Below are 23,311 nucleotides of genomic sequence, written 5' to 3' on the forward strand. Positions count from 1 at the left end.
ACTGTTGCCCGCCCCTGACGTACCTACCGGTAATACCTACAGACCGGTCGGCAGCCACCCACGGTACCTCGAGAGGATCAGGTGAGTCCCGCGTAGGAGTGCAAGCCGGAGACGACCATGTTGATGATGAAGAGATTGAACAGCATCGCAACAAAACCGGCGATGTTGATCCAGGCGGCCTTCGTCTCCCGCCACCCGGAGGTTGCCCTCGCATGCAGGTAGGCCGCGTAGATCACCCAGGCGATGAAGGACATCGTCTCCTTCGGATCCCAACCCCAGAAGCGTCCCCACGCAGCTTCCGCCCAGATGGCACCGAGGATGACGCCGGCGCCGAACAGCGGAAACGCGATGATCGTGCTCTTGTACGCCAAGCGGTCGAGAGTCTGGGCATCCGGCAGTCGCTCTGCGATCCGGCCACCGATGCTCGTGCCTTCCTCACCGGGCGGGAACTTCAGTCGCAGCAGGAACAGAAGGCTCGCGATACCGCCGATCATGAAGATTCCGGAGCCGACGCTGACGATCGTCACGTGAATCGGAAGCCAGTACGAGCGTAGCGCCGGCACCACGGGAGCCGCGTCGGCGTAGAGGACCGTGCCGGCGAGGAACATCAAGATCAGAACCGGCACCAGCAAGAAGACCCACATCGGACGGTACGCCGGCTTGATCAACAGGACGTGCCCGACCAGCAACGACGCCGCACACGCCATCGCCACGAATTCGTACATGTTGCCGAGCGGGAATCGTTCCGTCGCAAATCCGCGGAGCACGATCGACGCGATGATCAGCACCGTTCCGACGACCAGGACAGCTCGGCCCATTCCGCCGAATCGTTCCGAGAGCGACTTGCTCGGAGTCTCCGCGACCCTGCCAGGCACGGATGCGTCGACACCGCCGGCGGAGACCAGTTCCTTGTCCTGAACCGCCTTTGCTCTGGCCGACGCGTACTGCACGATGAGCAGCACAAACGCCAGCACGAGCACGGTGAAGGCGGACTTGAAGGCCCAGTCGCTGTACTGCGCGAGTGTCTCGTTCGTTGTCATCGGGCGTTCTCCTGCGCGTGCGGTTGGTTCACCGCGGTGGTCGGATTGCTTTTCAGCAAGCGGTCGGCGAGGCGGTCGAACTCGTCGCCCCAGCCTGCGTGGTCGGTGCGGGCAAGCCCACCAAGTTCTACTACAGTACGTCGTTCGTCATCTGGATAGATACGTGCCCAGACGCGGCGACGCTTGATCACGAGCGAGACGAGTAGGCCCGCCATCATGGTCAACGCCGAAACCAACACCCACACCTGAGCGGGATCGTGGGAGACCTGCAGGTTCACAAAGTCGACGGCACCATCGAATCGCACCTGGGTTCCGTCGGCAAGCGTCGCGCTCTCCCCCGGAAACAGATTGACTCGATCCTGCTTGACCAGTCGGCCCTGATTGATCAGTTCGGTGTTGAGTTCGAACAGCGATTGCGGGTTACCGGTATCGAGTCCGGTGTCGCCCTTGTAGATGTCGATGGCGACTGCCGGATCGTTCATCGCCGGGTAACTCGACGACAGCAGGTTGCCGTGGAACAGCGCGGTGGGCGCGAACAATCCTTCGATGGCAATCTGATTCTTCCGACGCTCGTCCGCATCGGGATACATGCCGCCCGGCGGGTCGAAGCGCATCGCGCCACTGCTCAGGAACGTCGTGGCGTCGTCCGGACGCCACTGGAGCGTCTCGGTGCGGGTCTCACCGTTCGGGAACGTGACGGTGAACGTCGGCGCGTATCCGTGTCCCTGCAGGTACACACGATCGCCGGCGATCCGCAGCGGGTGGTTCACCTGGATGGTCGTGTCCCGCCAGGTATCGGACTCGAGGTCGTCGCCTGCCTGGTACGAGATGTCCGAGGTGAACATCTCGGCCTGACCGGTCTCGAGGTAGTCGGCCTGGAAATTCTTCACACGTACACACAGCGGGGTCATGCCGGTGCCGTCGAGGCTCAGACCGGCGACGAAGGAGTCGAACACTGCCGGCGAGGTCGTGCAGAACCCGGGGCCGTCGTTGGCGATGACGATGCGATTGCCCTCGTAGCCGAACAACTTGCCCGCGGCGATCGCGATCAACAATCCGACCAGCGAGAGGTGGAACACGAGGTTGCCGAACTCGCGAAGGTATCCCTTCTCCGCCGAGATGGTGATCTCGCCTTCGCGTCGTGATTTCGAATCGCCGCGACGCGTTTCGACGCGCCACCCGCGCAGTTCTTTCGACACCCGGGCAGCAAGTTCGTCGGGAGTCTCGCCGTCCACGACGCTCGTGGTGTGGTGCGGCAGGCGAGCAAGATTGCGCGGCGCATTCACCGGACGGGTGCGCAGCGCCTTCGCGTGCTCCACGCAACGCGGCAGGATGCAGCCGACCAGCGAGATGAAGAGCAATGCATAGATCGCGGTGAACCAGAAACTGCTGAACACGTCGAACAATTCGAGGCGGTCCATCCACGGACCGAGCGTCGGACGCGCGGCGATGTAGTCGGTGACCTTGCCCTCGTTGAGGGTTCGCTGTGGCAGCAGGGCGCCGGGGATCGCAGCGAGCGCGAGGAGGAACAGCAGTACCAGCGCGGTCCGCATCGAGGTGAGCCCGCGCCAGGTGTTGCGCCCGAGTGCAACGACTCGACCGATCACCGACTGCTTCGGCAGCACGGGTTTCGGGTGGTCGTTATTGTCGTCAGCTGTCATATCGGCAGCGTCACCTCCGAGATAAATGCGTCGCGAACCCAGCCGACGAACTGGTCCCACGCGCCGGTGACGAGGGCGATTCCCACTGCCACCAACATGATTCCGCCGAAAATTTGAATGGTGCGTGCATTACGACGCAACCAGCCGACGCCGGTCAGCGCGCGCGCCGATCCCAGCGCCAAGATGATGAACGGCAGGCCGAGTCCGATGCAGTACGCGACGATCAACGTGACACCACGCGCGGCGGTCATCCCGTCGGTTCCCGCCGCTACGGACATCACGCCTGCCAATGTCGGACCGAGGCACGGCGTCCAGCCCAGAGCGAACACTCCCCCGAGCAGCGGCGCACCCACCCAGTGACGACACGCGACGCGGTTCGAAACGAACGTCCTTCTGCAGCGCCGGAATCAGCCCGATGAAGACGAGACCCATTGCGATGGTGACGACACCGCCCACTCGCATCAGGACCTCGCGGTTGACGAGCAGCGTGGAGATCACGCCGAATACCGACGCGGTCGCGAGGACGAACACAACGGTGAAGCCCGCGACGAACAGTCCGGCCGCACCGGCCACCCTCAGTCGACTGCTCCGGGTGATCGTCCGCGTCTTCGCCTCTTCGGCGGTGATCGCGGGAGCGTCGGCACCGACGACGCCGGCCAGGTAGGACAGGTAGCCGGGAACGAGCGGCACGACGCACGGTGAAGCGAACGACACCAGACCGGCGAGCACACAGGCGCCGAGGGCGAGCAGAAGCGGACCGGACGACGCCGCGTTCTGAAACGCTTCGCCCACACCGGCACTCAATGTGTCGCTGCCGGCCAGCAGCGTAGTGGTCGTGGTTGTCATCTTTACTGCGCGTCTTCCTGAGCTACTCGCTGGACGACGGGCAGTAAATCCTCGGCGAGAAGTTCTTGGAGGAACACCGCGGCGACGCGATGCTGGCGGTCCAGGACGATCGTCGTCGGAATGACCGACGTGGGGTAGCCGTCACCGAGGGCGATCAGCGAACGCATCGACGGGTCGTAGATCGACGGGTACGAGACCTTGTTGTCGACCACGAAGTCCTGCGCTTTGTTCTTGGTGTCGTCGCGGACGTTGATGCCGAGGAACTGCACGCTCGAATCCTTGGTCTGCTCGTAGACCTGTTCCAGGTCGTCGGCTTCGGCGCGGCACGGTCCGCACCACTGACCCCAGACGTTGAGAACGACGACCTTGCCCTCGAAGTCCTCGACACCGACCTTCTGACCTTCGTTCATCAGGTCGGGCCCGGAGAGCTTGCCGATGGTGCCTCGGTCGGACGGCGGATCGTAGAAGATCTTGGTTTGTCCGCCCGGTGAGACGAAGTCGAAAGTTCCGCCCTGTGCGACGGCGTCATCGCCGGTCGCGCAGGACGAGAGAAGAAGCATCGCCGACGCAGCGGCTGCGAATGCTGCGGCGATGCGGCGCGAAATCATGCTCCTGTCACTCTCGGGTCGGAGGCGCCGGCAGGTTCGGAGTAGACGATGTCGACCAGGGTGTCGCCTTCGTAGACCAGTGAAGTCAACGAGGCCAGTCCACACTGACGGTGACGGGGATCGTGCCAGAGACGCTCGCCCTGCAGGAATCGACGCAGTGTCCAGACCGGAAGTTGATGGCTGACGACGACGGCTTCGTGTCCGACTGCCGCGACGCGTGCGGCATTGACGGCTGCGAGCATGCGATGGGCGATCTGCAGGTAGGGCTCGCCCCAGGACGGGGTGAACGGGTCACGCAGTTTCCACCAGTGACGCGGACGCGAGAGCGCACCGTCCCCGACGGCAACCTTGAGACCCTCGAACTCGTTGCCTGCCTCGATCAGGTTTTCGTCCGTGACGATGTCGAGCTTGTGTGCCTCGGCGATCGGAGTCGCGGTCTCTTGTGCCCGCTGCAGCGGCGACGCGACCACGTGGGTGATGTCGTGATCGGCGAGCACCGACGCGACCGCACGAGCCTGAGCTTCGCCCGCCACCGACAACCGGAAACCCGGGAGCCGTCCGTAGAGGATCCCGCGCGGGTTGTGTACTTCGCCGTGGCGCAGGACGTGGACGATGGTGCGGGTGGACGTGTGGTCGGGGTGATCGGCGTCGGTCACAGTCGAGGGTCCTCGCTGAAGATGATGGATGTCGGAAGCGTGCGGTGTTCTGGAACTGGAACTGCTCAGGGCTTGACGGCAGCAGCTGCGGCCTTGGCTGCGTGAGGCATGGCGTCGGCGATGATCGAGAAGGCTCGATCGTCGAGGGCTGCGGAGACGAACCACGCTTCGAACGCGCTCGGCGGCGGGTACACGCCGCGGGAGAGCAGTGCGTGGAAGAAGGCGGGGAATCGCCAGGTCTGCGCGGCTTTGGCTTCGTCGTAGTTGGTCACCGTGTTCTCGGTGAAGAACACGCTCACCAAGGTGCCTGCGTACTGCACTCGGTGTTCGACGCCTTCGGCGGTGAGTGCTTGGGTCATGAGGTCGCCGAGGGCGGTCGCGTTCCGGCCGAGCTTGGCGTACACCTCGGCGTCGGCGGCGCGCAGGCTCGCGAGTCCGGCGGCGACGGCTACGGGGTTACCCGAGAGGGTGCCTGCCTGGTAGACGGGACCGTCCGGTGCGAGGTGGCCCATGATGTCGGCGCGGCCGCCGAATGCTGCGGCAGGCAGGCCGCCGCTCATGACCTTGCCGAAGGTGTAGAGGTCGCCTGCGACGTTGTCGATGCCGTACCAACCCGAGGCACTGACGCGGAATCCGGTCATCACCTCGTCCATGATCAGGAGTGCGCCGTGCTCACGGGTGAGACGACGCAGACCCTCGTTGAAACCGGGAAGCGGTGCGACGGCGCCCATGTTTCCGGCGGCAGCTTCGGTGATGACGCACGCGATGGCGCCGGGATTGGCCGCGAAGGCCGCGGCCACCGCGTCGAGATCGTTGTAGCGCACGACGATGGTGTCTTCTGCTTGAGCGCCGGTCACGCCGGGAGAGGTCGGCAGCCCGAACGTCGCGAGGCCGGATCCGGCGTCGGCGAGAAGGGCGTCGACGTGGCCGTGATAGCAACCGGAGAACTTGACGATCTTGGTCCGCCCGGTGAATCCGCGGGCGAGGCGGACTGCGCTCATCGTGGCTTCGGTTCCGGAGTTGACCAGACGAACCTTTTCCACGGGCGCGACGCGGGCGACGATTTCCTCGGCGAGAGCAACTTCGCCTTCGGTCGGCGCACCGAAGGAGAGACCTCCGAGGGCTGCTTCGCGAACTGCTTCGACGACTGCCGGGTGAGCGTGCCCGAGAATCATCGGACCCCAGGACGACACCAGGTCGACGTAGTTGTTTCCGTCGACGTCGGTGAGGGTGTAGCCGGATGCTTCGCGAATGAATCGCGGTGTTCCGCCGACCGAACCGAACGCGCGGACGGGCGAGTTGACGCCACCCGGAATCACGTTGCCGGCACGTTCGAAGAGCCGAGCGGAGTTCGTTGCATGCACGTCGGGATCACCGGAAGACACAGTCACGGCTTCCAGTGTCCCAGTTCTGTCGAATCTGACAACGACAGGGTGTAGGACTTCGGTGCTCGAGGCGAGTTTTCCGGTCGAACCGGGCCCCGCGTGAGACGATTCCGGGCATGAAGCGACTGTTGACGACGCTGATGGTCTCGGCTGCGATTCTTCTCACATCGTGTGGTTCGGACGCTTCGAACGACGACAAGGCGACAGTTTCGTCGCCGCCGAGCGCCACCGACTCGGCACGAACCACCGCGGCGACGAGCACCGACCCCGCGTTTCTCGGCGGGTGTTCGGCGGTGTCCGTCTACGTTCAGCAGCGTGTTCAGAGCGGCGACACGTCGACCCAGACGGCGGGCGCCGACTTCCTGAAGATCGTCGAGAACGACCCTTCGTACCAGGCTATGTCCGAGAGCGAGAAGGAACTCTTCCGCCAAGGAATCGAAGCGGGTGCCGCGGGCTCCTGCTGAATGTGAGGTTGGGATCGAACCGGGTTGCCCGCGGTGCGCTACGCGCTATCGTCGGTTCCATGGCCACCACAGCGGACCACCTCAGGACAACACTCGACGGACGCTGGCGGGAGGTGCGTGAGCGCGTTCGCGGCGAATTGAACGACGAACGTTTTGCTCCGCACTACACACCCAACACCGCCATTGCGCGCTCCAAGGCTCTCGAACAGATGCGGGTCCTCGCCGATCTCGGGTACGCCGCAAACGGTTTCGCCGTCTCTCACGGCGGAACGGGCGACGCGGGTGGCGCCGTCACCAGCATCGAGATGCTCGCGATGTCCGACCTCTCACTGATGGTCAAGGCCGGCGTCCAGTGGGGTCTGTTCGGCGGCGCCATCGAAAACCTCGGCACCGAGCGTCACCACCAGGCGTACGTCAAGCCGCTGATCGATCTGGATCTGCTCGGTTGCTTTGCGATGACCGAGACCGGTCACGGCAGCGACGTCCAGGAACTCGAAACCACGGCGACCTACGACGTCGAGACGGGCGAGTTCGTCGTCAACTCCCCCACTCCGTCCTCTCGCAAGGACTACATCGGCGGCGCTGCCCAGCACGCCACCGTCGCAGCGGTGTTCGCACAGCTGATCACTGGAGGCGAAAGTCAGGGCGTCCACTGCTTTGTCGTGCCGATTCGTGACGACGCCGGCAACGACCTCCCCGGCGTCACGACGTCCGACTGCGGGCTCAAGGGTGGACTGCCCGGAGTCGACAACGGCCGCATCGTCTTCGACCAGGTCCGCATCCCGCGTGAGAATCTACTCAACCGTTACGCCGACGTCGCCGAGGACGGCACGTACAGCTCGGCGATCGAGAACCCGAACCGTCGTTTCTTCACGATGGTCGGCACACTGGTTCGTGGACGTGTCACCGTCGGTGGTTCCGCGGCAGCGGCCGCCCGCGTCGGATTGGCCATCGCCGGTCGATACGCCCTGCAGCGCAGGCAGTTCAGTGCTCCGAAGAGTGACGACGAAGTCCTGATCATGGACTACCTCGTCCACCAGAAGCGTCTGCTGCCGTTGATCGCCCGCTCGTACGCTCTGCAGTTCGCACAGAACGAACTCGTAGCCGCGATGCACGACATCCAGAGCAGCGACGACCCGGATCCGCAGGAGCAGCGCGAACTCGAAGGTCGCGCCGCCGGACTCAAGGCCGCCAACACCTGGCATGCCACTCGGGCCATCCAGGAGGCACGCGAAGCCTGCGGCGGCGCAGGCTATCTCGCCGAGAACCGCCTCACCGCACTCAAGGCGGACACCGACGTCTTCACCACGTTCGAGGGTGACAACCACGTTCTGACGCAGTTGGTCGCAAAAGAACTCCTCACCTCCTACGCCGACGAAGTCCGCGGCATGAGCCCGGTCGACTGGATGCGCTTCGCCGCTACGACGGTCTCCGACGTGGTCAAGAAACGCACGGCAGCGCAGCAGATCCTGCAGACGATCGTCGACACTCGCCAGGACAACGAAGAGGACGGCAGCCTCTTCAATCGCGGCACCCAGATGAAGATGTTCGAAGACCGCGAAGAGTACCTACTCGCCACTGCGGCAAGGCGATTGCAGGCAGCGCAGAAGCGCGAGGAGAACCCGTTCGACGCGTTCAACTTCGTGCAGGACCACGTGCTCAAAGCCGCTCAGGCGCACATCGAGCGCGTCATCCTGGAAGCATTCGTCGCCGGCATCGACTCGTGTGAGGACGAGACCGCAAAGGAACTCTTCGGCGAGGTGTGCGATCTCTACGCACTGTCCGTGATCGAAGAGGACAAGGCCTGGTTCATGGAGCACCGGCATCTGTCGGTGGAGCGTTCGAAGGCCGTGACGCGCGGAATCAACGAGCGTTGCCGCACCCTGCGCCCCCACGTCGAGACACTGATCGACGGGTTCGGCATTCCGGACATCCTGCTGGGGTCCGCGATGCTCGACGGACCGGGCACCGACGCGGTACGGCTGAAGTAAAGGGTTCGGGTGGGGTCGGCAATCGCCGGCCCCACCACACTCAGTGCGCTGCTGCCTTTTTCGACTGGCGAGAGGCGAGCAGTCCGGTCAGGCCGAGTGCCGCGACCAGCCAGATCCCCAGAACGAGCAGGTGCGGTCCGGCGCCGTTGCCACTGAAGTAGATGACGGAGCGGATGGGCTCCATGGCTGCCGATCCGAGCCAGAACGAATGGATGTGCTGCCAAAATCCCGGCAGGAACGACACCGGAATGGCACCACCCGAACTCGGGAAGTTGATGAAAACGAGCACCGTCAGCACCGCGAAGATCGCGGCTTGGCCGAGCAGTCGATTGAGCAGAATGCTCACCGCACCGACGGTGAACGTGTAAACCATCGAGATTCCCAGCAGTTGCAGGATCTGGCCGAATGACGCCCCGAAGGCGTGCATGAAGATGCTGGTGATGCCGAAGGCTATGAGCGGGGTGAGTATCGCCGCACCGGCCAGGATCGAATACTGCTCTCGCAACCGCATTCTCGGCGCAACCTGACTGAGCACCGTGATGGTCAGGTAGCCACCGAGGGTGCAGACGATCAGGAAGTAGAAGAGTCCGACGGTCGAGGAGTCTCGCGCCGTGACAGGCGCCGAGTCGATCACCGTGACCTGCTGCCCCGTCTGCTCCGCAACCGAATGCGCCAAGCTGCTCACCACGGAAACCGTCGAGGCGCCCGCGCCGGTGGCGATATGTGCGGTCACGGTGTCACCGATCTCGATGGCGCCGATCGCATCGCGGTTGTCGATCCGAGAGAGTGCGTCGGCGGCGTTGGCTGTGGCAACGATGTCGAACTTGTCACCCGACGAAGCCTGGATTCCGTCGATCAGCGGGGCCGTGACGGACGGCGACCCGACCACCACGATCGGTGCCTGATTCGGCGTCGGCGAATGGAAGGCGCTGACGTAGCACAGGCAGAACATGATGACGAAGAACAACGGAAATGCGAGTCCACTGCCCACCATCTTCCAATTGGTCGGCGGATCGACAACTTCTTCGCTGGGTACTCGGACGTCGGTATCTGTCATATTCCACGCTCTCTTCACTAACCGCATCTAGCTGTCAACACCGTTGACAGACTCAACAGTCAACACCGTTGACACGTTATAGTCAACGCCGTTGACAACGCGGTCGGCGAGCGAGCACAGAGGTCGATGTCGTGACACCCACGAGGCACACGCCAGAGCAGGAGCAACCCTCGACATCCGAGGCGATTCGCGCGGCGGCGTTCCAACTGTTCGGCGAGCACGGGTTCGGCGGCACGTCAGTTCGCGCCATCGCCAAAGTTGCCGGAATCGATCCGGCCCTGGTCATCCGGCATTTCGGGTCCAAAGAAGCACTGTTCCTGGAAACCACGCCGGTTGCGGACTACTTCGAAGGCCAGTTCGACGGCCCACTCGACACCCTCGGTGAGCGAATCGCCGCCTTCGTCCTGGGCAAGGCCGACGCCCGGATGCTGTCGGTGTACACAGCGCTCATGCGAGCGTCGGACAGTCCACGCATCCGGGAGCGACTCCGAGACATGACCGGAGTATTCGCCACCAATCTCGCCGCTCGTCTAGACGGCGAAGACGCGTACACCCGCGCACTCCTGGTCTCCGCCCAGGTGTCCGGGCTGTTGAGCGTCCTCAGCGACGAGAGTATCCCCCAGTCCGCAGATCGCGACGAGTTGGCAAAACTCTACGGCCGGGCGATGCAGACGCTGATCGATCAGTACTGAGCGATGACCTCCTCGGCAAACCGCCGAACGGAGTCGAGTCGTCCCTGACGATCACCGGAGTCAACTCCGTAGTGATACCAGGGCAAAACTCTGATTTCCGTGACTCCGAGAGTCTCGAGTTCGCGATATCCGTCCAGATCACGAACATCCGTCGGCGAGACGTTGACGCCGAAAGGAACATCGGCACGACCGTACTCGACCCGCAATTCCGTGAGACGATCGATGGCGCAGGCTAATTCGGCTTTGGTCGTGTTCACCGACATCCAACCGTCAGCCAGCCTGGCTGCACGACGCAACCCCGGTTCGCTGTGCCCACCGATGTAGATCGGAACCGGAATCTCCGGAGCAGGACTGATCATCAGAGCGTCGAAATCGTAGTGCTTGCCGTGGTATTCGACCCATTCCGGCCCACGTCCCGCACACACCGCCTTGATGATCTCGATGGCTTCGTCGGTACGCGCGCCGCGGGTGCGCATCTCGGTACCGGTGAAGGTGAATTCCTCGGGAATCCAGGACAAACCGACGCCGAGAGCGACGCGGTTCCTCGACATCACGGCCATGGTCGCGACCTGCTTGGCCGTCAACAGCGGATCGCGCAGTGGAAGTTTGAACACGTTGGTGTAGAACTGAATTCGCGATGTGACGGCCGCCATCGCCGCCATGGCAATGAACGGATCAGGCATCGGCGTCTCGGGCGCCCACATCCGCTTCCCGTCAGCAGTGTACGGGTACGGCGCCGACACCTGCTCCGGATAGAACACGGAATCCGGCATCGCGATTCCGTCGAACCCCACCTCTTCGGCGACCTGCGCCAACTCGCACAGTTCCAGGGCGTCGATCATCGCACCCGCCAAGGACCACTTCATCGTTCCACCGTTTCGCCGTTGGGCGAGATCCAAGCGCCGCCCAAGAACATGATGTCGGTGATGTTGCGTACGACGCCGTGGACGTTGCCGTCCCATGCGGTCAACACCGACGCCGGCCCCCAGATCACGTAAGGCACAGTCGCGTTGGCGTACTCCTGCACCTTGCTGATCGCCTCACGGACAGCATTGTCCGTCGATGCCGTCTGCACAGCTGTGATCATCGCGTCCATCTCCGGGTCCGCGAAGCCGGACGGGTTGTTCTTCGAATCACTGGCCATACTGTTGTACAAATTGAGGTACGGCGCTTCTTCTCCGACCGGAGCGCCACCTCTGGTCATGTCGAAATCGTGGTCCTTGTATACCCGTCGAACCAGATCGGTCACATCGGTCGCGTAGTCGATGGTGACGTCGAAACCGATCGCGTTCAGCGAAGCCTGAACCGTCAGTGCCGTCGCCTGTTGGCTCGGCTCCGAGGTGGTGAGGTAGCGGAGTTTCCCGTCGTACCCGTCGGACTTCGCTTGATCGAGCAGCGCCTTTGCCTTCACCTGATCGAACGGAATGCCTGCTGTGTTGTTGTACCAACGTGACGTCTGCGGGACCAGTTCGGAACTGGCGGTGCCCAATCCGTTGTTCGCCCGGGTATTGACCGCCGCCGGATCCACCCCGTAGGCGATCGCCTGACGGACGCGAACATCGGCCCCGGGCTTGCCCTCACGGTTGTTGATCGTGCCGATCCCGTTCTGTCCGGTCGGACTGAGGTAACCCGAGTATCCGTCGTCGAGAGCTTGTTCGATCACGGCCTCGTCGCGGAGGATGTACGTCATGTCGATCTGGCCGCTCTTCAACGATTCGTACTGAGACTGCGCACCCGACGTGGGAACAAACCGCACTGTGTCCAGTGGAGGTTTACCGCCCTGATAATCCGTGCGTGCGGCGAGTACCAGTTCTTCGTGCGGGGCGAACTTGGCCAAGGTGAACGGACCCGCCCCGATCGGTGTGAACGCTCTCTCCCCGGTTCCTGAAACCGACCCTGCCTCTCCCCCTGAACTTCGCGCAACGATCATTCCGGGCCCGAGCGACAACAGCGCCGGGAATTGACGCCAGGGCCGCGCGAGCACGAATTCGACTGTGGTGGCGTCGGGCGTCTCGATCCGATCCACGATGTTGAGCCACGTCTGCGATACATCACCCTTGCCTGCCACGAATCGATCGATACTCCACTTCACTGCTTCCGCGTCGAGCGGGCTTCCGTCGCTGAAGGTGAGGCCATCAGCCAAAGTGACGGTGTACGAGGTGAAGTCGCTGTTGTTCGACAGTGTCTTCGCGAGTTGTGGCACGAAGCTCCCGTTTGTGGAGTCGCTGCGTACCAGCGTGTCGTAAATCGCGGCCATTTCGGTTCCGCCGGTCGAACCGGCGGCTTGCGTTCTCGTGGGGTCCAACGAGGAAGGGAACGAATAGGACCCGAAGGTGAGAACACCGCCGTCGATCCGCTGCCCCACATCTGGGGCGCCCACAAAACCAGCTGCGCCACTACTGCTCGGTGAAGCCGATCCCGAGTTGTCCCCACTGCTCGACGCGCAGCCGGCCAACATCAATGCACCGGCAAGCCCGAGCGCGACAAAGCGAGGGCCGAACCTAATCTTCCTGGTGTACATACGTTCCCAATCTCCGTCAGCGTGTCAGATCTTGACTACCTTCGACGTCGGGATCGGGTGCGAGTCCGCCTTGATCCAGCGCAGCGCCCATGTCCCCTCGGCATGCGAATCGGTGTCGATCCAGTTGCCATAACCCGGATCCTTCGCCGCCACGACGATTGTCATGGTGCCGTCGTCGTTGAGCTTCGCGGTGTGATTGTTGATGTAGATGTTCGTGCGGTTGTAGTCGAGGGACTCGACCCAGAAGTTCTGCAGCACGAAGTTGAAGTACTCGCAGTTCGGAACCTCGGTCTCGATGACCCACGCCTCGTCCTCGGCGAGCTTCCAGTAACCGTGGAAGTAGAAGATCGTCGGATCGCCGCCGGCGTCCTGGAAGTAGTCCTGCCCCCAGTCGAAGATCTCGTTGGTGTGCGGCTGGAATTTGCGCGACCATTCCAGGAAGGTCTCCGCCATCCCCTTCACGATCCCGACGGACTTGGTGAGGCGCTCGCCGATCTCTTCCGGAGTCAACGGGACGAACTCCCCGTCCGGGTTCAGGCATTCGATGGTCAGATCACCGATGACCTCGTTGCGCCGATCCTGGTGAGTTTGCCGAACGGAGATGAGGTTGCTGTCGGGCGCCAAAGGCAGCCAAGCGCCCTCATCGGGCTTGTCGACGCTCGCGATGAACTCGAAACGGCCGTTCTCGTCGACCTCGAGGTCGTGGATATGCAGATCGCCGGTCTGCAGCATGGTGCCGTCGATGTGGTACCGATTTACGCGCGAGCCGAAGGTGATCAGCGGGACGGTGCCTCGGGTGCCGATGATCCGGTAGTTGTACTTACCGGAAATGTTGGCGCGCATGTAGACGTTGTCCGGGTTGTCGGCACCGATCTTCGTCATCATGTTCGGGTTCGGAGCCGACGAGAACTGCGGCCACCGCGGATCGGTGTACTCGACACAGTTGATCGTGCCGTACCGAAGCAACCGACTCAGGTAGCGGACGCCCTCGGCTTGAGTCAGCGGATCCTGAGGGACGATCTCGTCTTCCAGGACCTTTCCGACCTCGAGCAGATCTGCGCAGAACTTTTCCCAAACAGCATTCATGTGAATCTCCTTGTTTCGGTTGGGGCTTCGCCCTGTGCGCCTTTTTGGTAGTCGGCACTACCAAAAAGGCGCACAGGGCCGGAGGCCTTCAGGATGTGGTGGCGAACTTCGCTTCGACGTCGGCAGCGCTCACGCCGAAATCCTCGAGCGAATAGCGATGCGACGGACGACGGTGCTCGGCAAGGCTGGCCTGATGCGACGCCTCCACCGCGGCGCGGGCGTCGTCTGTGAAGGGCAGGGCGAACTGTGCATAGATCTTCTCGACGGTGCCGACCGCATCGGCGATGAAGTCCTTGTAGTCGACGTCGATGAACTGATCGGGGTTGTAACGGCTACGGGCATTGTTGAAGTTCGCATTCCCTCGCGCCCACAACTCCAGTTGCGTGCGCCCGATGGCCGGACGATCGAAGGCCCTCGACATGTCGTGTCCGCCCTGCTCGACGAGGCTGAAGGTGGACGCCATCGATGTCAACGGGTCCCGGAAGGTCCGAACGAACAGTGCATCCGGATAGACCGACATGATCTCGTCGATCGCGAAGACATGGCTCGGGCTTTTGAGCACCCACCGTCTGTCCTGGTCGTGCAGCCCGATCAACTGCAGGTTCTTCTTGTGCCGCGCATATGTTTCGGTCCAGTCCTGCTCCGCCAGCCACCGGGTGTAACTCGGCACGTACGCCACCGTCTCGAACGCGGTCGAGAGCATCGTCTGCTGCAGCAGCCGCCAGCATTCCTCGACCTCCTCCGCCCCCATGAAATGAACCTTCATCAGGTCTGCCTCGTTACGCTGGCGAGCACGGTAGAAGGCGTCGGAGCGAACGTAATCTTCGTTCTCCGACCACGTGTCGCGCTCGGGGCGCGGCTGCGGCGTCTCGGCGAGCCACATCTCGGCGCCCTGATGCGCTGGGTCGGCACCGAGCAAGCGGTGCAGCGCGGTGCTGCCGGTGCGGGTCAACCCGACCACGAAGATCGGGCGTTCGATCGGAACGTCTACGTGCTCTGGATATTTCGCGAATCCGGCCTCACTGGTCAGGCGACCCGCGAGCGCTCCGACGATCATCTTGCGAGCGATCACCTTGCCGTGAGGAGTGAGGTCGGCCTCGTTCTGGAACGACTCGAGGAGAACTCGAAGTCCTTCGAGATAGCCTTCGCTGCCGAAGTTTTCGTACCCGGCCGCCTCGCACGCAGCCTGGTGCAGGTGATCGATGGAACCGATGCCGTCGTAATCCTGTGTCATGGCTAGTCCTTGTATGAGTTGATCAGTGGTGCGTGTGACCGCAGTTGACGTCGAGACATTGCCCTGTGATGGCCCTGGCTGAATCGGACAGGAGGAAGACGACAGCGTTTGCGATGTCATCTGGCTCCGGCAATCGGCGCAGATCGGCGCCCGCTGCGATCTCGTCGTAGATCACCTTGGGGTCGACTCCTGCCTCCGCCGCCTTCTTCTCGAACATGTTCTTGACCGAGTCCGCCCAGATATAGCCGGGAGCAACCGAATTGACTCGAACGCCCTTGGGACCGAGATCGATCGACAAACTGCGTGCCATTGCCAGGAGCCCGGATTTCATGATGCGGTAGGCCCCGAACCCGGGAAGCTGGTTGCGCAACACCATGGACGTGACCATCACGACGGACCCGTGCGACTCGATCAATGCCGGAGCAAATTCTCTGGTGACGTTCAACGCCGCGAGCAAGTTGATGTCGATGCCCGACTGGATGGACGCCACGTCGGCGTCCAGGAGCGGGACCTGCGCGGGTTGAACAAATGCGTTGTTCACCAAGCAATGCGCCGCACCGAACTCAGCGACAGTTGTCTCCGCCAACGAAGCGATCGAATCGACGTCGGTGAGGTTCGTCGGGACGGCCAACGCGATTCCGCCGCGGTCTCGAATCTCCCTTGCCACCGATTCCAAGCGCTCGGGTGTGCGGGCAGCCAGAACAACCTTCGCTCCGGCCGCCGCACTCTGCAGCGCAATCGAACGACCCAGCGCCGGGCCCACTCCCGAGACGACGACAACCTTGCCTGCCAGCAGGCCCTGATGGGTCAGCACAGCGCCTGCGGATCGAGAACAACACTCAGGGAGATGATCTTGCCGTTCTCGTCGAACTCGAACACGTCGGTGGCAGCGAAGTCAGGGATACCGGCGCGCTGCACCCGAAGCTGCATCGCTGCGTACTTTCCCGTCACCGAAATCGGACCGAGCAGGCTGACTGTGAAATCGACCTGCGCGTTCGCGGTATCGAATTCGCGAATCTCGTCGATGCCGCGGTAGGTCTGGACCCCCAGCGGTTCGTGTTGAACTGCGTCGGGCGCAAACAGCGCAACCAGTCCGTCGACGTCGTGACTTCCGAGATACTTGACGTAATCTTCTACGGCAGAAACTATTTCAGCCCTGTCAGGCATGGATGCTCCTCGTGTTCAGGCGGATCAAGAAATGGTTCCGCGGGCGCGGAGATGGTCGACGATCGCGATCGCAGCGTCCTCGGTCGTCGTGACACTGGTGTCGATGTGAATGTCAGGGTTCTGCGGCGGTTCGTACGGCGAATCGATGCCGGTGAAGTTCACCAGCTCGCCCCGTCGAGCCTTCTTGTACAGACCCTTGGGATCTCGCTCCTCTGCGACGGCAAGAGCGGTGTCGACGAAGATTTCGACGAACTGTTCGTCGCCGATCAATTCGCGGGCGGCATGACGCTCGGCCTCGAACGGTGAAATGAAGGACGCGAGCACGATCAGACCGGCGTCCGCCATCAGTCGGGTGACCTCGGTGACGCGACGGATGTTCTCGACGCGGTCGGCTTCGGTGAATCCGAGGTCTCGATTCAGCCCGTGACGGACGTTGTCTCCGTCGAGGAGGTAGGTGTGCGCGCCGAGTGCGTGTAGTTGACGCTCGACATCGTTCGCGATGGTCGACTTTCCCGAACCGGAGAGACCGGTGAACCACAGAACTGCGGGTTGGTGTCCCTTGAGCCTGGTGTGCGCGGCCTCGTCGACGTCGACGGATTGCCAGTGAATGTTGTCCGATCGACGCAACGAGTGGGTGATCATGCCCGCACCGACAGTGCCGTTGGTGAGGCGGTCGATGAGGATGAAACTACCGGTGTCACGGTTGCCGACGTACGGGTCGAACGGGACCGGTCGATCGAAACTGAGGTTGCACACACCGATTTCGTTGAGCGCGAGAGTAGTCGTTGCGGTCTTCTCGAGAGTGTTGACGTTGATCTTGTGTTTCGGTTTGGTGATGCGCGCAGTGACTGTGACGGTACCGATCTGGCACAGGAACGGCCGTTCGGGCAGCATGGGAGCCTCACCCATCCAGACGATGCAGGCCTCGAACTGATCGGCTACGGCCGGCGGATTGTCGCCGATGGACAGCACATCACCGCGACTGATGTCGATCTGGTCGGCGAGCGTGATGGTGACCGAGCGGCCCGCACCGGCAACGTCGAGGTCGCCACCCATGGTCACGATGCGCTCGACTGTGGACGTCTTTCCACTGGGGAGCACGCGGATGGGATCTCCGGGAGATACGGTGCCTGAAACGATCTGGCCGGAGAATCCGCGGAAGTCGAGGTCCGGCCGGTTGACCCACTGCACCGGCATCCGGAACGGAGCCGCGGCGGCAGCATCGTCGATGTCCACGGTTTCGAGATGCTCGATCAGGCTTGGTCCGGAGTACCACGGGGTATTCGCACTGCGCTCGGTGAGATTGTCACCCATGTATGCCGACATCGGGATGGCGACGAACCCGTCCAGACCGATCTCGTGAGCGAACTCTGCATAATCCGCGGTAATGGCATCGAAGACCTCTTGCGAGTAGTCGACGAGGTCGAGTTTGTTCACGGCAAGCACCACGTGCTTGATCCCCAGCAACGACACCAGATACGAGTGCCGGCGGGTCTGAGTCAGTATCCCCTTGCGGGAATCGACAAGGATCACAGCAAGATCGGCGGTCGACGCGCCCGTCACCATGTTTCGGGTGTACTGCTCGTGCCCCGGAGTATCGGCGACGACGAACTTGCGTCGCTCGGTCGTGAAGTAGCGGTAGGCGACGTCGATCGTGATGCCCTGCTCACGTTCGGCGGCGAGGCCGTCGACCAGGAGCGCGAAATCGAGCCCCTCCCCCTGGGTTCCGCTCTTGCGCGAATCGGCTTCGAGCGCCGTCAACTGGTCGTCGAAGACGAGTTTCGATTCGTAGAGCAGACGGCCGATCAAGGTGCTCTTGCCGTCGTCGACGCTGCCGCAGGTGATGAATCGCAGCATGCTCTTGTTCGCATGACGTTCGAGGTACGCCTCGATGTCGTCAGCGATCAGATCCGAGGAAACAGTCATCAGAAGTACCCCTCTTGCTTCTTCTTCTCCATCGACGCGCTGGAGTCGTGGTCGATGACCCGTCCCTGGCGTTCGGAAGTGGTGGTGAGCAACATTTCCGAGATGATCTCGGTCAGGCTCGTTGCGGTCGATTCGACGGCTCCGGTCAGCGGGTAGCAGCCGAGGGTGCGGAAACGAACGCTCTTGAGTTCCGGGGTCTCTCCCGGCAGTAACGGCATCCGGTCGTCGTCGACCATGATCAGCGCACCGTCCCGCTCTACGACGGGCCGCTTGTCGGAAAAATACAGCGGAACGATCGGAATCTCTTCCTGGCGTATGTATTCCCACACATCCAGCTCGGTCCAGTTCGAGAGAGGGAAGACGCGCAGACTCTCGCCCGGCGCTTTGCGGACGTTGTACATCCGCCACAGTTCCGGTCGCTGCTGCTTGGGATCCCACCGGTGCGCAGCTGATCGGATCGAGAAGATGCGTTCCTTGGCGCGGGATTTTTCTTCGTCACGGCGGGCGCCGCCGAATGCAGCGTCGAACTTGTAGTGATCGAGGGCTTGTTTGAGGCCTTCGGTTTTCCACATGTCGGTATGGACAGCGCTGCCGTGAGTGAACGGGTTGATCCCCTGCTTCACGCAGTCCGGGTTGGTGTGGACGATCAGATCGAGATCGCCTGCAGCAGCGGTACTGTCACGAAGTTTGTACATTTCACGGAACTTCCACGTGGTATCGACGTGCAGAAGCGGAAACGGCAGCTTCGACGGATAGAAGGCCTTGCGCGCCAGATGCAGCATCACGGCGGAGTCCTTGCCCACCGAGTACAACATCACCGGGTTCTCGCTCTGGGCAACAGCTTCACGCATGATGTGAATGCTCTCGGCTTCGAGTCGTTCGAGGTGCGTCAGTGTCGCGGTCATCGGCCCAGTTCCTCCAGTGCTTTCGGGGCGAGTTCTGGTCGGCAGATCAGCAGATCCGGCAACCACGGGTTTTCCTGGTTGTAGCGCAGTTCGCTGCCATCGATACGCGAAACATGCAGTCCCGCAGCACGTGCGACAGCAACGGGCGCCGCCGAATCCCATTCGTACTGTCCGCCCGCATGTGCGTAGATGTCTGCCTCACCCGAGACGACCGCCATTGCTTTGGCTCCGGCGGATCCCATTTCGATCAACTCCGCGCCCATCGAGTCGGCCATGCGCATGACCGGTTCCGGACGACGCGTCCGCGATACGACGACTCGAACCGGCGTCGCGGCATCCCGTTCGGTTCGATCATCGCTGCTCGAATAGGTGACGCCAAGGGCAGGCATTGCGACCGCACCTGTTGTGAGGACACCGTTTTCGGTCAGTGCAACATGAACGGCCCAGTCCGATCGTCCGGCCTCGCCGTACTCACGGGTGCCGTCGAGAGGGTCGACGATCCACACCCGATCCGCAGCCAGCCTCGCGAGGTCGTCAGCCCCTTCCTCCGACAGCACTGCATCCGCAGGAAAGCGTCGGGCGAGTTCGGCGACGATGAATTCGTGACTGAGCCGATCGGCCGCGTTCTTGAAAGTCGCGACATCACCGTCGTTTTCGCCGAGGGATTTCCGATGGTCGAGCAGAAGTTCTCCAGCCGCAGCGGCGATGTCGATCGCCGCGCGTTCATCGTTAGTGCGTGTCATAGGTACTCCACAACTGTGTAGACCTCCCGATCGATACGGGAAGAAAGGTCAGGCCGACCGCAGAGCGTCCAGCACTTTGCACTGGCCTCGATGTGGTCTGCGCCATACCGTAACACCAGAATGAACGATGTTCATTCTATTTCGAACAATGTTCATTCTATGATCTGAGTCACATTGGTTTCTGGGTGGCGTTCGACAACGAACAGTGTTCGATGTGAATTGAGGATGCCGACCACCGCGACTACGGTGATCAAATGAGCAGTACCAGCAGCAAGTCGATCTACGGCGACGCCGAAGTGCGTCGACGCCGAACTCTCGACGCGGCGATCTCGCTTCTGGACGAAGGAGGCTACTCCGCGCTCACGATCCGCGCTGTCGCCAAACGAGCCGGCACCAGCACTGGCCTGATCTACCAGTACTTCGTCGACAAGCAGGACATCTTCGCCGCCCTCCTCAGCGAAAGTCAGCTGGAAATGGCGGACTTCGTGAACTCGCTCCCCCGCGAGCAGGGACTGAGCGCCTTACTCGAGTCCATGATTTCCGAGTTTGCTCGGCACTGGGCACGGGTGGGTCGACTCACCACCACTTGGCGCGACATCGAAGGCATGGCCGGGTCCGACCGAGAAAGCATGCGGGAACTTCACGCATCCGTAGCGGTCTACAACTCGGCATTGATTCGAGCGCTCACCGAATCTGCTGCAGCCGAAGGGAGCCGGTTGATCGACGACCCCGCGTTGATCCATCTCGTGCTCTCCGGACTCAAAGGCCTGTCGGACACCATCGTCATCAACATCGCCAAAGAAGTCACACCCGAGTACTTCGTGAGCTTCTCCGCCCGGGCGCTCGCGCGGTCCATCACGGAGTGACGGACCGACACCTTACGAACGAACGAGGCGAGCGATGGCCGCCTGAGCTTCCTTGATCTTGACGTCCGCTTCCGGACCACCCTGCTTGGCAGCTTCGACGACGCAACCCGCAAGGTGGGCGTCGAGAAGCTTCAGGGACACGGACTGCAACGCGCTCGTCGCGGCGGATACCTGGGTGAGCACGTCGATGCAGTACCGGTCGTCTGCGACCATGCGTGAAATTCCGGCTACCTGACCTTCGATACGACGAAGGCGCTTGAGCAGATCGTCCTGCTCGGGGCTGTAACTACTCATACCGCAACTATACCCCCTACCCGTATGAGGGCTACTGCGATGCGACGAAGCCCACCCGGACGCGGCGCACGACATCGATGGCCATCAGCCCCGCAACCAGAATCGACAACCCGGCGCCCGAGATCCAGAGACCGTCGTAGTGCGTGCTCTCGAACGGTGGAGCGCCCTCCAGTATCGGTCCGAAGTCGGACGTCGTCGTACCCGCTCGCCAGCACACGACCGCCAGAATCGTTGCGGCGACGATACCGAGTACACCGATCCACGTCTTCACGTCGACACGCGGGGATGGCTGTGGCTCAGTCATCGGCTGACCCGTCCGGTTCGACACCAACCACAACGACCTGACTCAACGCCTCGCGCAGTGCCTTATCGTCCTTTGCCCACGCCCGCACCAATCCCCCGGTGGTCAAACGTAAGCCGATACCGTGCCGACGCCTGGGCACTCCGGACAGCTCACCGAGCGCGCGTGCCGTTTCCCACGGTTCCATTTCGTCCTCGTAGGCAGCGTCGTCGGACTCCGGGAACACCTCGGCGATCTCGGTGATCGGCACCTCTTCGGTTCCCTGACGCAACGTGGTCGCGGTCAGAAGTACGCTCGCGTGCCGCCGTGCTGCGATCACCTGCACGTAGACCAATCCGGTGAGGATCACGGCGAACATCGCCAGACCGAACCAATGCACCACCGGGCCGGTGAACAGTTCGATGACCAAGGCGATCAGGCAGAAGATCGGACCGAACGCGATGGCCCACCACCGAGAACCCGGTTCGTAGTACAGAACGTCCGGGCCGATTTCCGGCGCGCGATCAGCCACGGGCAAACCAACTTCGGGTGGTGTCGCGGTAGATCGCGACGCAGGCACAGATCAGCATGACGGGAACAACCAGCGCGAGCACGGTACTGATCCCGGCGACGACCAGCGCGATCTGCAGCACCGCGAACACTCCGGACACGATCACCAGGATCCGTCGGCACAGCGCCCTTCCGGCGCGAGTGGGACCGGCGAGGCCGCCGATCGCGAGGCCGGTCAACAGCAGAACCAGCCCTGACACCCGCACGAAGGTGACGTAGATGTCGATGTTTCCGGCCGAAACGCCTTGATCGGTGAACTGCTCACGCAACGAATACGAAGCGCTGGTGACATTGATCAGGCCGAAGAGTATGAGCAGGAACGCGCTGGCGATCCACAGCCAGAATGCTGCCTCGACAGCCGTCGGGCGCCTGACCTTCGTAGAGATACTCACGGGTTCAAGTGTGCGCTATCCGCTGACGATGCCCGGAATCATGAGCATCAGGAGTGTCACCAGAACAGAGGCTCCGAGGATCGCGAACAAGATCACTTCGGTGCGTGAACCACGTTGGCGCAGTGGCGCGTCGTGGGTGCTTTCCGTACGCAGGGCTTCCTGAGAACTCATCGCGTCCGACCTCTCCCCTACTACTTCAGTGACCCGTTTCACAGTACCCCGAGCTACCTACCGGTTCCCCGCCGGGGGGAAACGAAGAAAGTACGGATTGGACTCTTTTCGGTGCATCATCACGATCGCCCCGACAGCAGCAACTGCCTGCAGGATTTCCGCTCCGCCGAACAGCAGAGTGGCCGCGCCGCCGTCTCCGCCGAGCCCGAAGATCACCGGGATCGCGGAGACCAGCATGAAGACGCCACAGAACGTCAGCAACATTCGAGCCCAGTTCTTGCCGCGACTCATCGCGCGCACGAACAGAAGGAACACGGCGGTGACGATCACGACCAAAACCGCAGAGAATACGATGACCAGTGGGAACATGCCCTCCACGTCGGAACGCGTCAGACCGGCGTCGACAGCTGCCTGATTTCTGAGCATCTCGTCGACGAACATCGACTTCTGCCCGAGCAGCATCCAGATCATCGCGCCGCCCTGGACCAACCCCAGCGCCGTCACAGCCCACCACAACTGAATCGCAGTCACGACGTCCGTCGGCGGCTCGGGTTTCGGCGCAGGTCCCGGGTATCCGTTGTAACCGGGGCCGTATCCCGGGATCTGACCCGTCGGCATCGGTCCGAGTTCGCGGTACGGCTGATTCTCGAACGGCTGGTTCTCGTAGGGAGGTTCCCGGCGGGGCGGTTCCTGGCGCGACGGCGGCCACTGCTCGGTCATGACACCAGCGTATCGGTCGATACCGGCGCAGCCACC

Annotated in this window: 25 protein-coding genes and 1 pseudogene; 4 read left to right on the forward strand and 22 right to left on the reverse strand. The window is 62.4% G+C overall.

Features of this window, described 5'->3' with window-relative positions:
- Positions 1-77: 77 nt before the first annotated feature.
- The 6 genes and pseudogenes from ccsB to hemL form a co-directional block, all read right to left on the reverse strand.
- Positions 78-1,040, reverse strand: coding sequence for a c-type cytochrome biogenesis protein CcsB (gene ccsB, locus ABIE52_RS13355; RefSeq protein WP_047268895.1), 963 nt, complete (start codon positions 1,038-1,040; stop codon positions 78-80).
- A complete protein-coding gene (gene resB / locus ABIE52_RS13360) occupies positions 1,037-2,701 on the reverse strand; it encodes a cytochrome c biogenesis protein ResB (RefSeq protein ID WP_042453041.1) in 1,665 nt (554 codons plus the stop codon). Before resB ends, ccsB begins: the two co-directional genes overlap by 4 nt.
- Positions 2,698-3,547, reverse strand: a pseudogene (locus tag ABIE52_RS13365) (cytochrome c biogenesis CcdA family protein). Before ABIE52_RS13365 ends, resB begins: the two are co-directional and overlap by 4 nt.
- Before the next feature lie 2 nt (positions 3,548-3,549).
- Positions 3,550-4,155 (reverse strand): TlpA disulfide reductase family protein, encoded by a 606-nt coding sequence (locus ABIE52_RS13370; protein ID WP_192712107.1) that lies wholly within the window; start codon positions 4,153-4,155, stop codon positions 3,550-3,552.
- A complete protein-coding gene (locus ABIE52_RS13375; RefSeq protein WP_003941868.1) occupies positions 4,152-4,811 on the reverse strand; it encodes a histidine phosphatase family protein in 660 nt (219 codons plus the stop codon). The genes ABIE52_RS13370 and ABIE52_RS13375 overlap by 4 nt, the downstream gene beginning before the upstream one ends.
- A 65-nt stretch (positions 4,812-4,876) precedes the next feature.
- The gene (hemL, locus tag ABIE52_RS13380; protein WP_037129903.1) at positions 4,877-6,202 is read right to left on the reverse strand and encodes a glutamate-1-semialdehyde 2,1-aminomutase; all 1,326 of its coding nucleotides are present in this window, start codon (positions 6,200-6,202) and stop codon (positions 4,877-4,879) included.
- A gap of 110 nt (positions 6,203-6,312) precedes the next feature.
- Between hemL and ABIE52_RS13385 the strand changes: the two genes are divergently transcribed.
- The gene (locus tag ABIE52_RS13385) at positions 6,313-6,660 is read left to right on the forward strand and encodes a hypothetical protein (protein ID WP_007735283.1); all 348 of its coding nucleotides are present in this window, start codon (positions 6,313-6,315) and stop codon (positions 6,658-6,660) included.
- Positions 6,661-6,719: 59 nt separating this feature from the next.
- The gene (locus ABIE52_RS13390) at positions 6,720-8,651 is read left to right on the forward strand and encodes an acyl-CoA dehydrogenase family protein (RefSeq protein WP_024487810.1); all 1,932 of its coding nucleotides are present in this window, start codon (positions 6,720-6,722) and stop codon (positions 8,649-8,651) included.
- Positions 8,652-8,691: 40 nt separating this feature from the next.
- Here the strand turns inward: ABIE52_RS13390 and ABIE52_RS13395 are convergent, their stop codons facing one another.
- Positions 8,692-9,708, reverse strand: a complete 1,017-nt coding sequence (locus ABIE52_RS13395) for an ABC transporter permease (protein ID WP_003941940.1) — start codon at positions 9,706-9,708, stop codon at positions 8,692-8,694.
- Positions 9,709-9,839: 131 nt separating this feature from the next.
- On the opposite strand from ABIE52_RS13395, the gene ABIE52_RS13400 reads away from it, so the two are divergent.
- Positions 9,840-10,400, forward strand: coding sequence for a TetR/AcrR family transcriptional regulator (locus ABIE52_RS13400; RefSeq protein ID WP_003941925.1), 561 nt, complete (start codon positions 9,840-9,842; stop codon positions 10,398-10,400).
- On the opposite strand, the gene ABIE52_RS13405 is transcribed toward ABIE52_RS13400, so the two are convergent.
- The 9 genes from ABIE52_RS13405 to ABIE52_RS13445 all read right to left on the reverse strand — a co-directional run bounded on the left by ABIE52_RS13405 (position 10,391) and on the right by ABIE52_RS13445 (position 19,982).
- Positions 10,391-11,266 (reverse strand): TIGR03619 family F420-dependent LLM class oxidoreductase, encoded by an 876-nt coding sequence (locus ABIE52_RS13405; protein ID WP_081557560.1) that lies wholly within the window; start codon positions 11,264-11,266, stop codon positions 10,391-10,393. The genes ABIE52_RS13400 and ABIE52_RS13405 overlap by 10 nt on opposite strands.
- Positions 11,263-12,921, reverse strand: a complete 1,659-nt coding sequence (locus tag ABIE52_RS13410; RefSeq protein ID WP_192712106.1) for an ABC transporter substrate-binding protein — start codon at positions 12,919-12,921, stop codon at positions 11,263-11,265. Before ABIE52_RS13410 ends, ABIE52_RS13405 begins: the two co-directional genes overlap by 4 nt.
- A 24-nt stretch (positions 12,922-12,945) precedes the next feature.
- Positions 12,946-14,007 carry a DUF1214 domain-containing protein gene (locus tag ABIE52_RS13415; RefSeq protein ID WP_003941882.1) on the reverse strand — a complete coding sequence of 354 codons (1,062 nt, stop codon included), beginning with the start codon at positions 14,005-14,007 and terminating at the stop codon, positions 12,946-12,948.
- An 88-nt stretch (positions 14,008-14,095) separates the two neighbouring features.
- Positions 14,096-15,241, reverse strand: a complete 1,146-nt coding sequence (locus ABIE52_RS13420) for a sulfotransferase family protein (RefSeq protein ID WP_192712105.1) — start codon at positions 15,239-15,241, stop codon at positions 14,096-14,098.
- 22 nt (positions 15,242-15,263) lie between these two features.
- Positions 15,264-16,055 carry an SDR family oxidoreductase gene (locus ABIE52_RS13425; RefSeq protein WP_064113990.1) on the reverse strand — a complete coding sequence of 264 codons (792 nt, stop codon included), beginning with the start codon at positions 16,053-16,055 and terminating at the stop codon, positions 15,264-15,266.
- Positions 16,049-16,408 carry a nuclear transport factor 2 family protein gene (locus ABIE52_RS13430; RefSeq protein WP_192712104.1) on the reverse strand — a complete coding sequence of 120 codons (360 nt, stop codon included), beginning with the start codon at positions 16,406-16,408 and terminating at the stop codon, positions 16,049-16,051. The genes ABIE52_RS13425 and ABIE52_RS13430 overlap by 7 nt, the downstream gene beginning before the upstream one ends.
- Before the next feature lie 24 nt (positions 16,409-16,432).
- The gene (gene cysN, locus ABIE52_RS13435; protein ID WP_192712103.1) at positions 16,433-18,334 is read right to left on the reverse strand and encodes a sulfate adenylyltransferase subunit CysN; all 1,902 of its coding nucleotides are present in this window, start codon (positions 18,332-18,334) and stop codon (positions 16,433-16,435) included.
- Positions 18,334-19,239, reverse strand: a complete 906-nt coding sequence (gene cysD, locus ABIE52_RS13440; RefSeq protein WP_192712102.1) for a sulfate adenylyltransferase subunit CysD — start codon at positions 19,237-19,239, stop codon at positions 18,334-18,336. The genes cysN and cysD overlap by 1 nt, the downstream gene beginning before the upstream one ends.
- Entirely contained in the window at positions 19,236-19,982 is a 747-nt protein-coding gene (locus ABIE52_RS13445) for a 3'(2'),5'-bisphosphate nucleotidase CysQ (protein WP_003941936.1), read from the reverse strand. The genes cysD and ABIE52_RS13445 overlap by 4 nt, the downstream gene beginning before the upstream one ends.
- A gap of 254 nt (positions 19,983-20,236) precedes the next feature.
- On the opposite strand from ABIE52_RS13445, the gene ABIE52_RS13450 reads away from it, so the two are divergent.
- On the forward strand, positions 20,237-20,848 hold the full coding sequence (locus ABIE52_RS13450) for a TetR/AcrR family transcriptional regulator (RefSeq protein ID WP_003942004.1): 612 nt from the start codon (positions 20,237-20,239) through the stop codon (positions 20,846-20,848).
- A gap of 12 nt (positions 20,849-20,860) precedes the next feature.
- On the opposite strand, the gene ABIE52_RS13455 is transcribed toward ABIE52_RS13450, so the two are convergent.
- From ABIE52_RS13455 to ABIE52_RS13480, 6 genes are read right to left on the reverse strand one after another with little or no spacing between them, the layout of a single operon-like run.
- On the reverse strand, positions 20,861-21,142 hold the full coding sequence (locus tag ABIE52_RS13455; RefSeq protein WP_003942012.1) for a metal-sensitive transcriptional regulator: 282 nt from the start codon (positions 21,140-21,142) through the stop codon (positions 20,861-20,863).
- Between the two features lie 31 nt (positions 21,143-21,173).
- On the reverse strand, positions 21,174-21,446 hold the full coding sequence (locus ABIE52_RS13460; RefSeq protein ID WP_007735305.1) for a hypothetical protein: 273 nt from the start codon (positions 21,444-21,446) through the stop codon (positions 21,174-21,176).
- A complete protein-coding gene (gene mce1N / locus ABIE52_RS13465; RefSeq protein WP_192712101.1) occupies positions 21,439-21,954 on the reverse strand; it encodes a transport-regulating membrane protein Mce1N in 516 nt (171 codons plus the stop codon). Before mce1N ends, ABIE52_RS13460 begins: the two co-directional genes overlap by 8 nt.
- On the reverse strand, positions 21,947-22,384 hold the full coding sequence (locus ABIE52_RS13470; RefSeq protein ID WP_003942066.1) for a hypothetical protein: 438 nt from the start codon (positions 22,382-22,384) through the stop codon (positions 21,947-21,949). The genes mce1N and ABIE52_RS13470 overlap by 8 nt, the downstream gene beginning before the upstream one ends.
- Positions 22,385-22,399: 15 nt before the next feature.
- Positions 22,400-22,555, reverse strand: coding sequence for a hypothetical protein (locus ABIE52_RS13475; protein WP_003941930.1), 156 nt, complete (start codon positions 22,553-22,555; stop codon positions 22,400-22,402).
- 57 nt (positions 22,556-22,612) lie between these two features.
- A complete protein-coding gene (locus ABIE52_RS13480; protein ID WP_003942024.1) occupies positions 22,613-23,275 on the reverse strand; it encodes a hypothetical protein in 663 nt (220 codons plus the stop codon).
- Between the last annotated feature and the right edge of the window lie 36 nt (positions 23,276-23,311).

The sequence above is a fragment of the Rhodococcus sp. OAS809 genome (assembly GCF_040546695.1).
Lineage (GTDB): Bacteria > Actinomycetota > Actinomycetes > Mycobacteriales > Mycobacteriaceae > Rhodococcus_F > Rhodococcus_F qingshengii.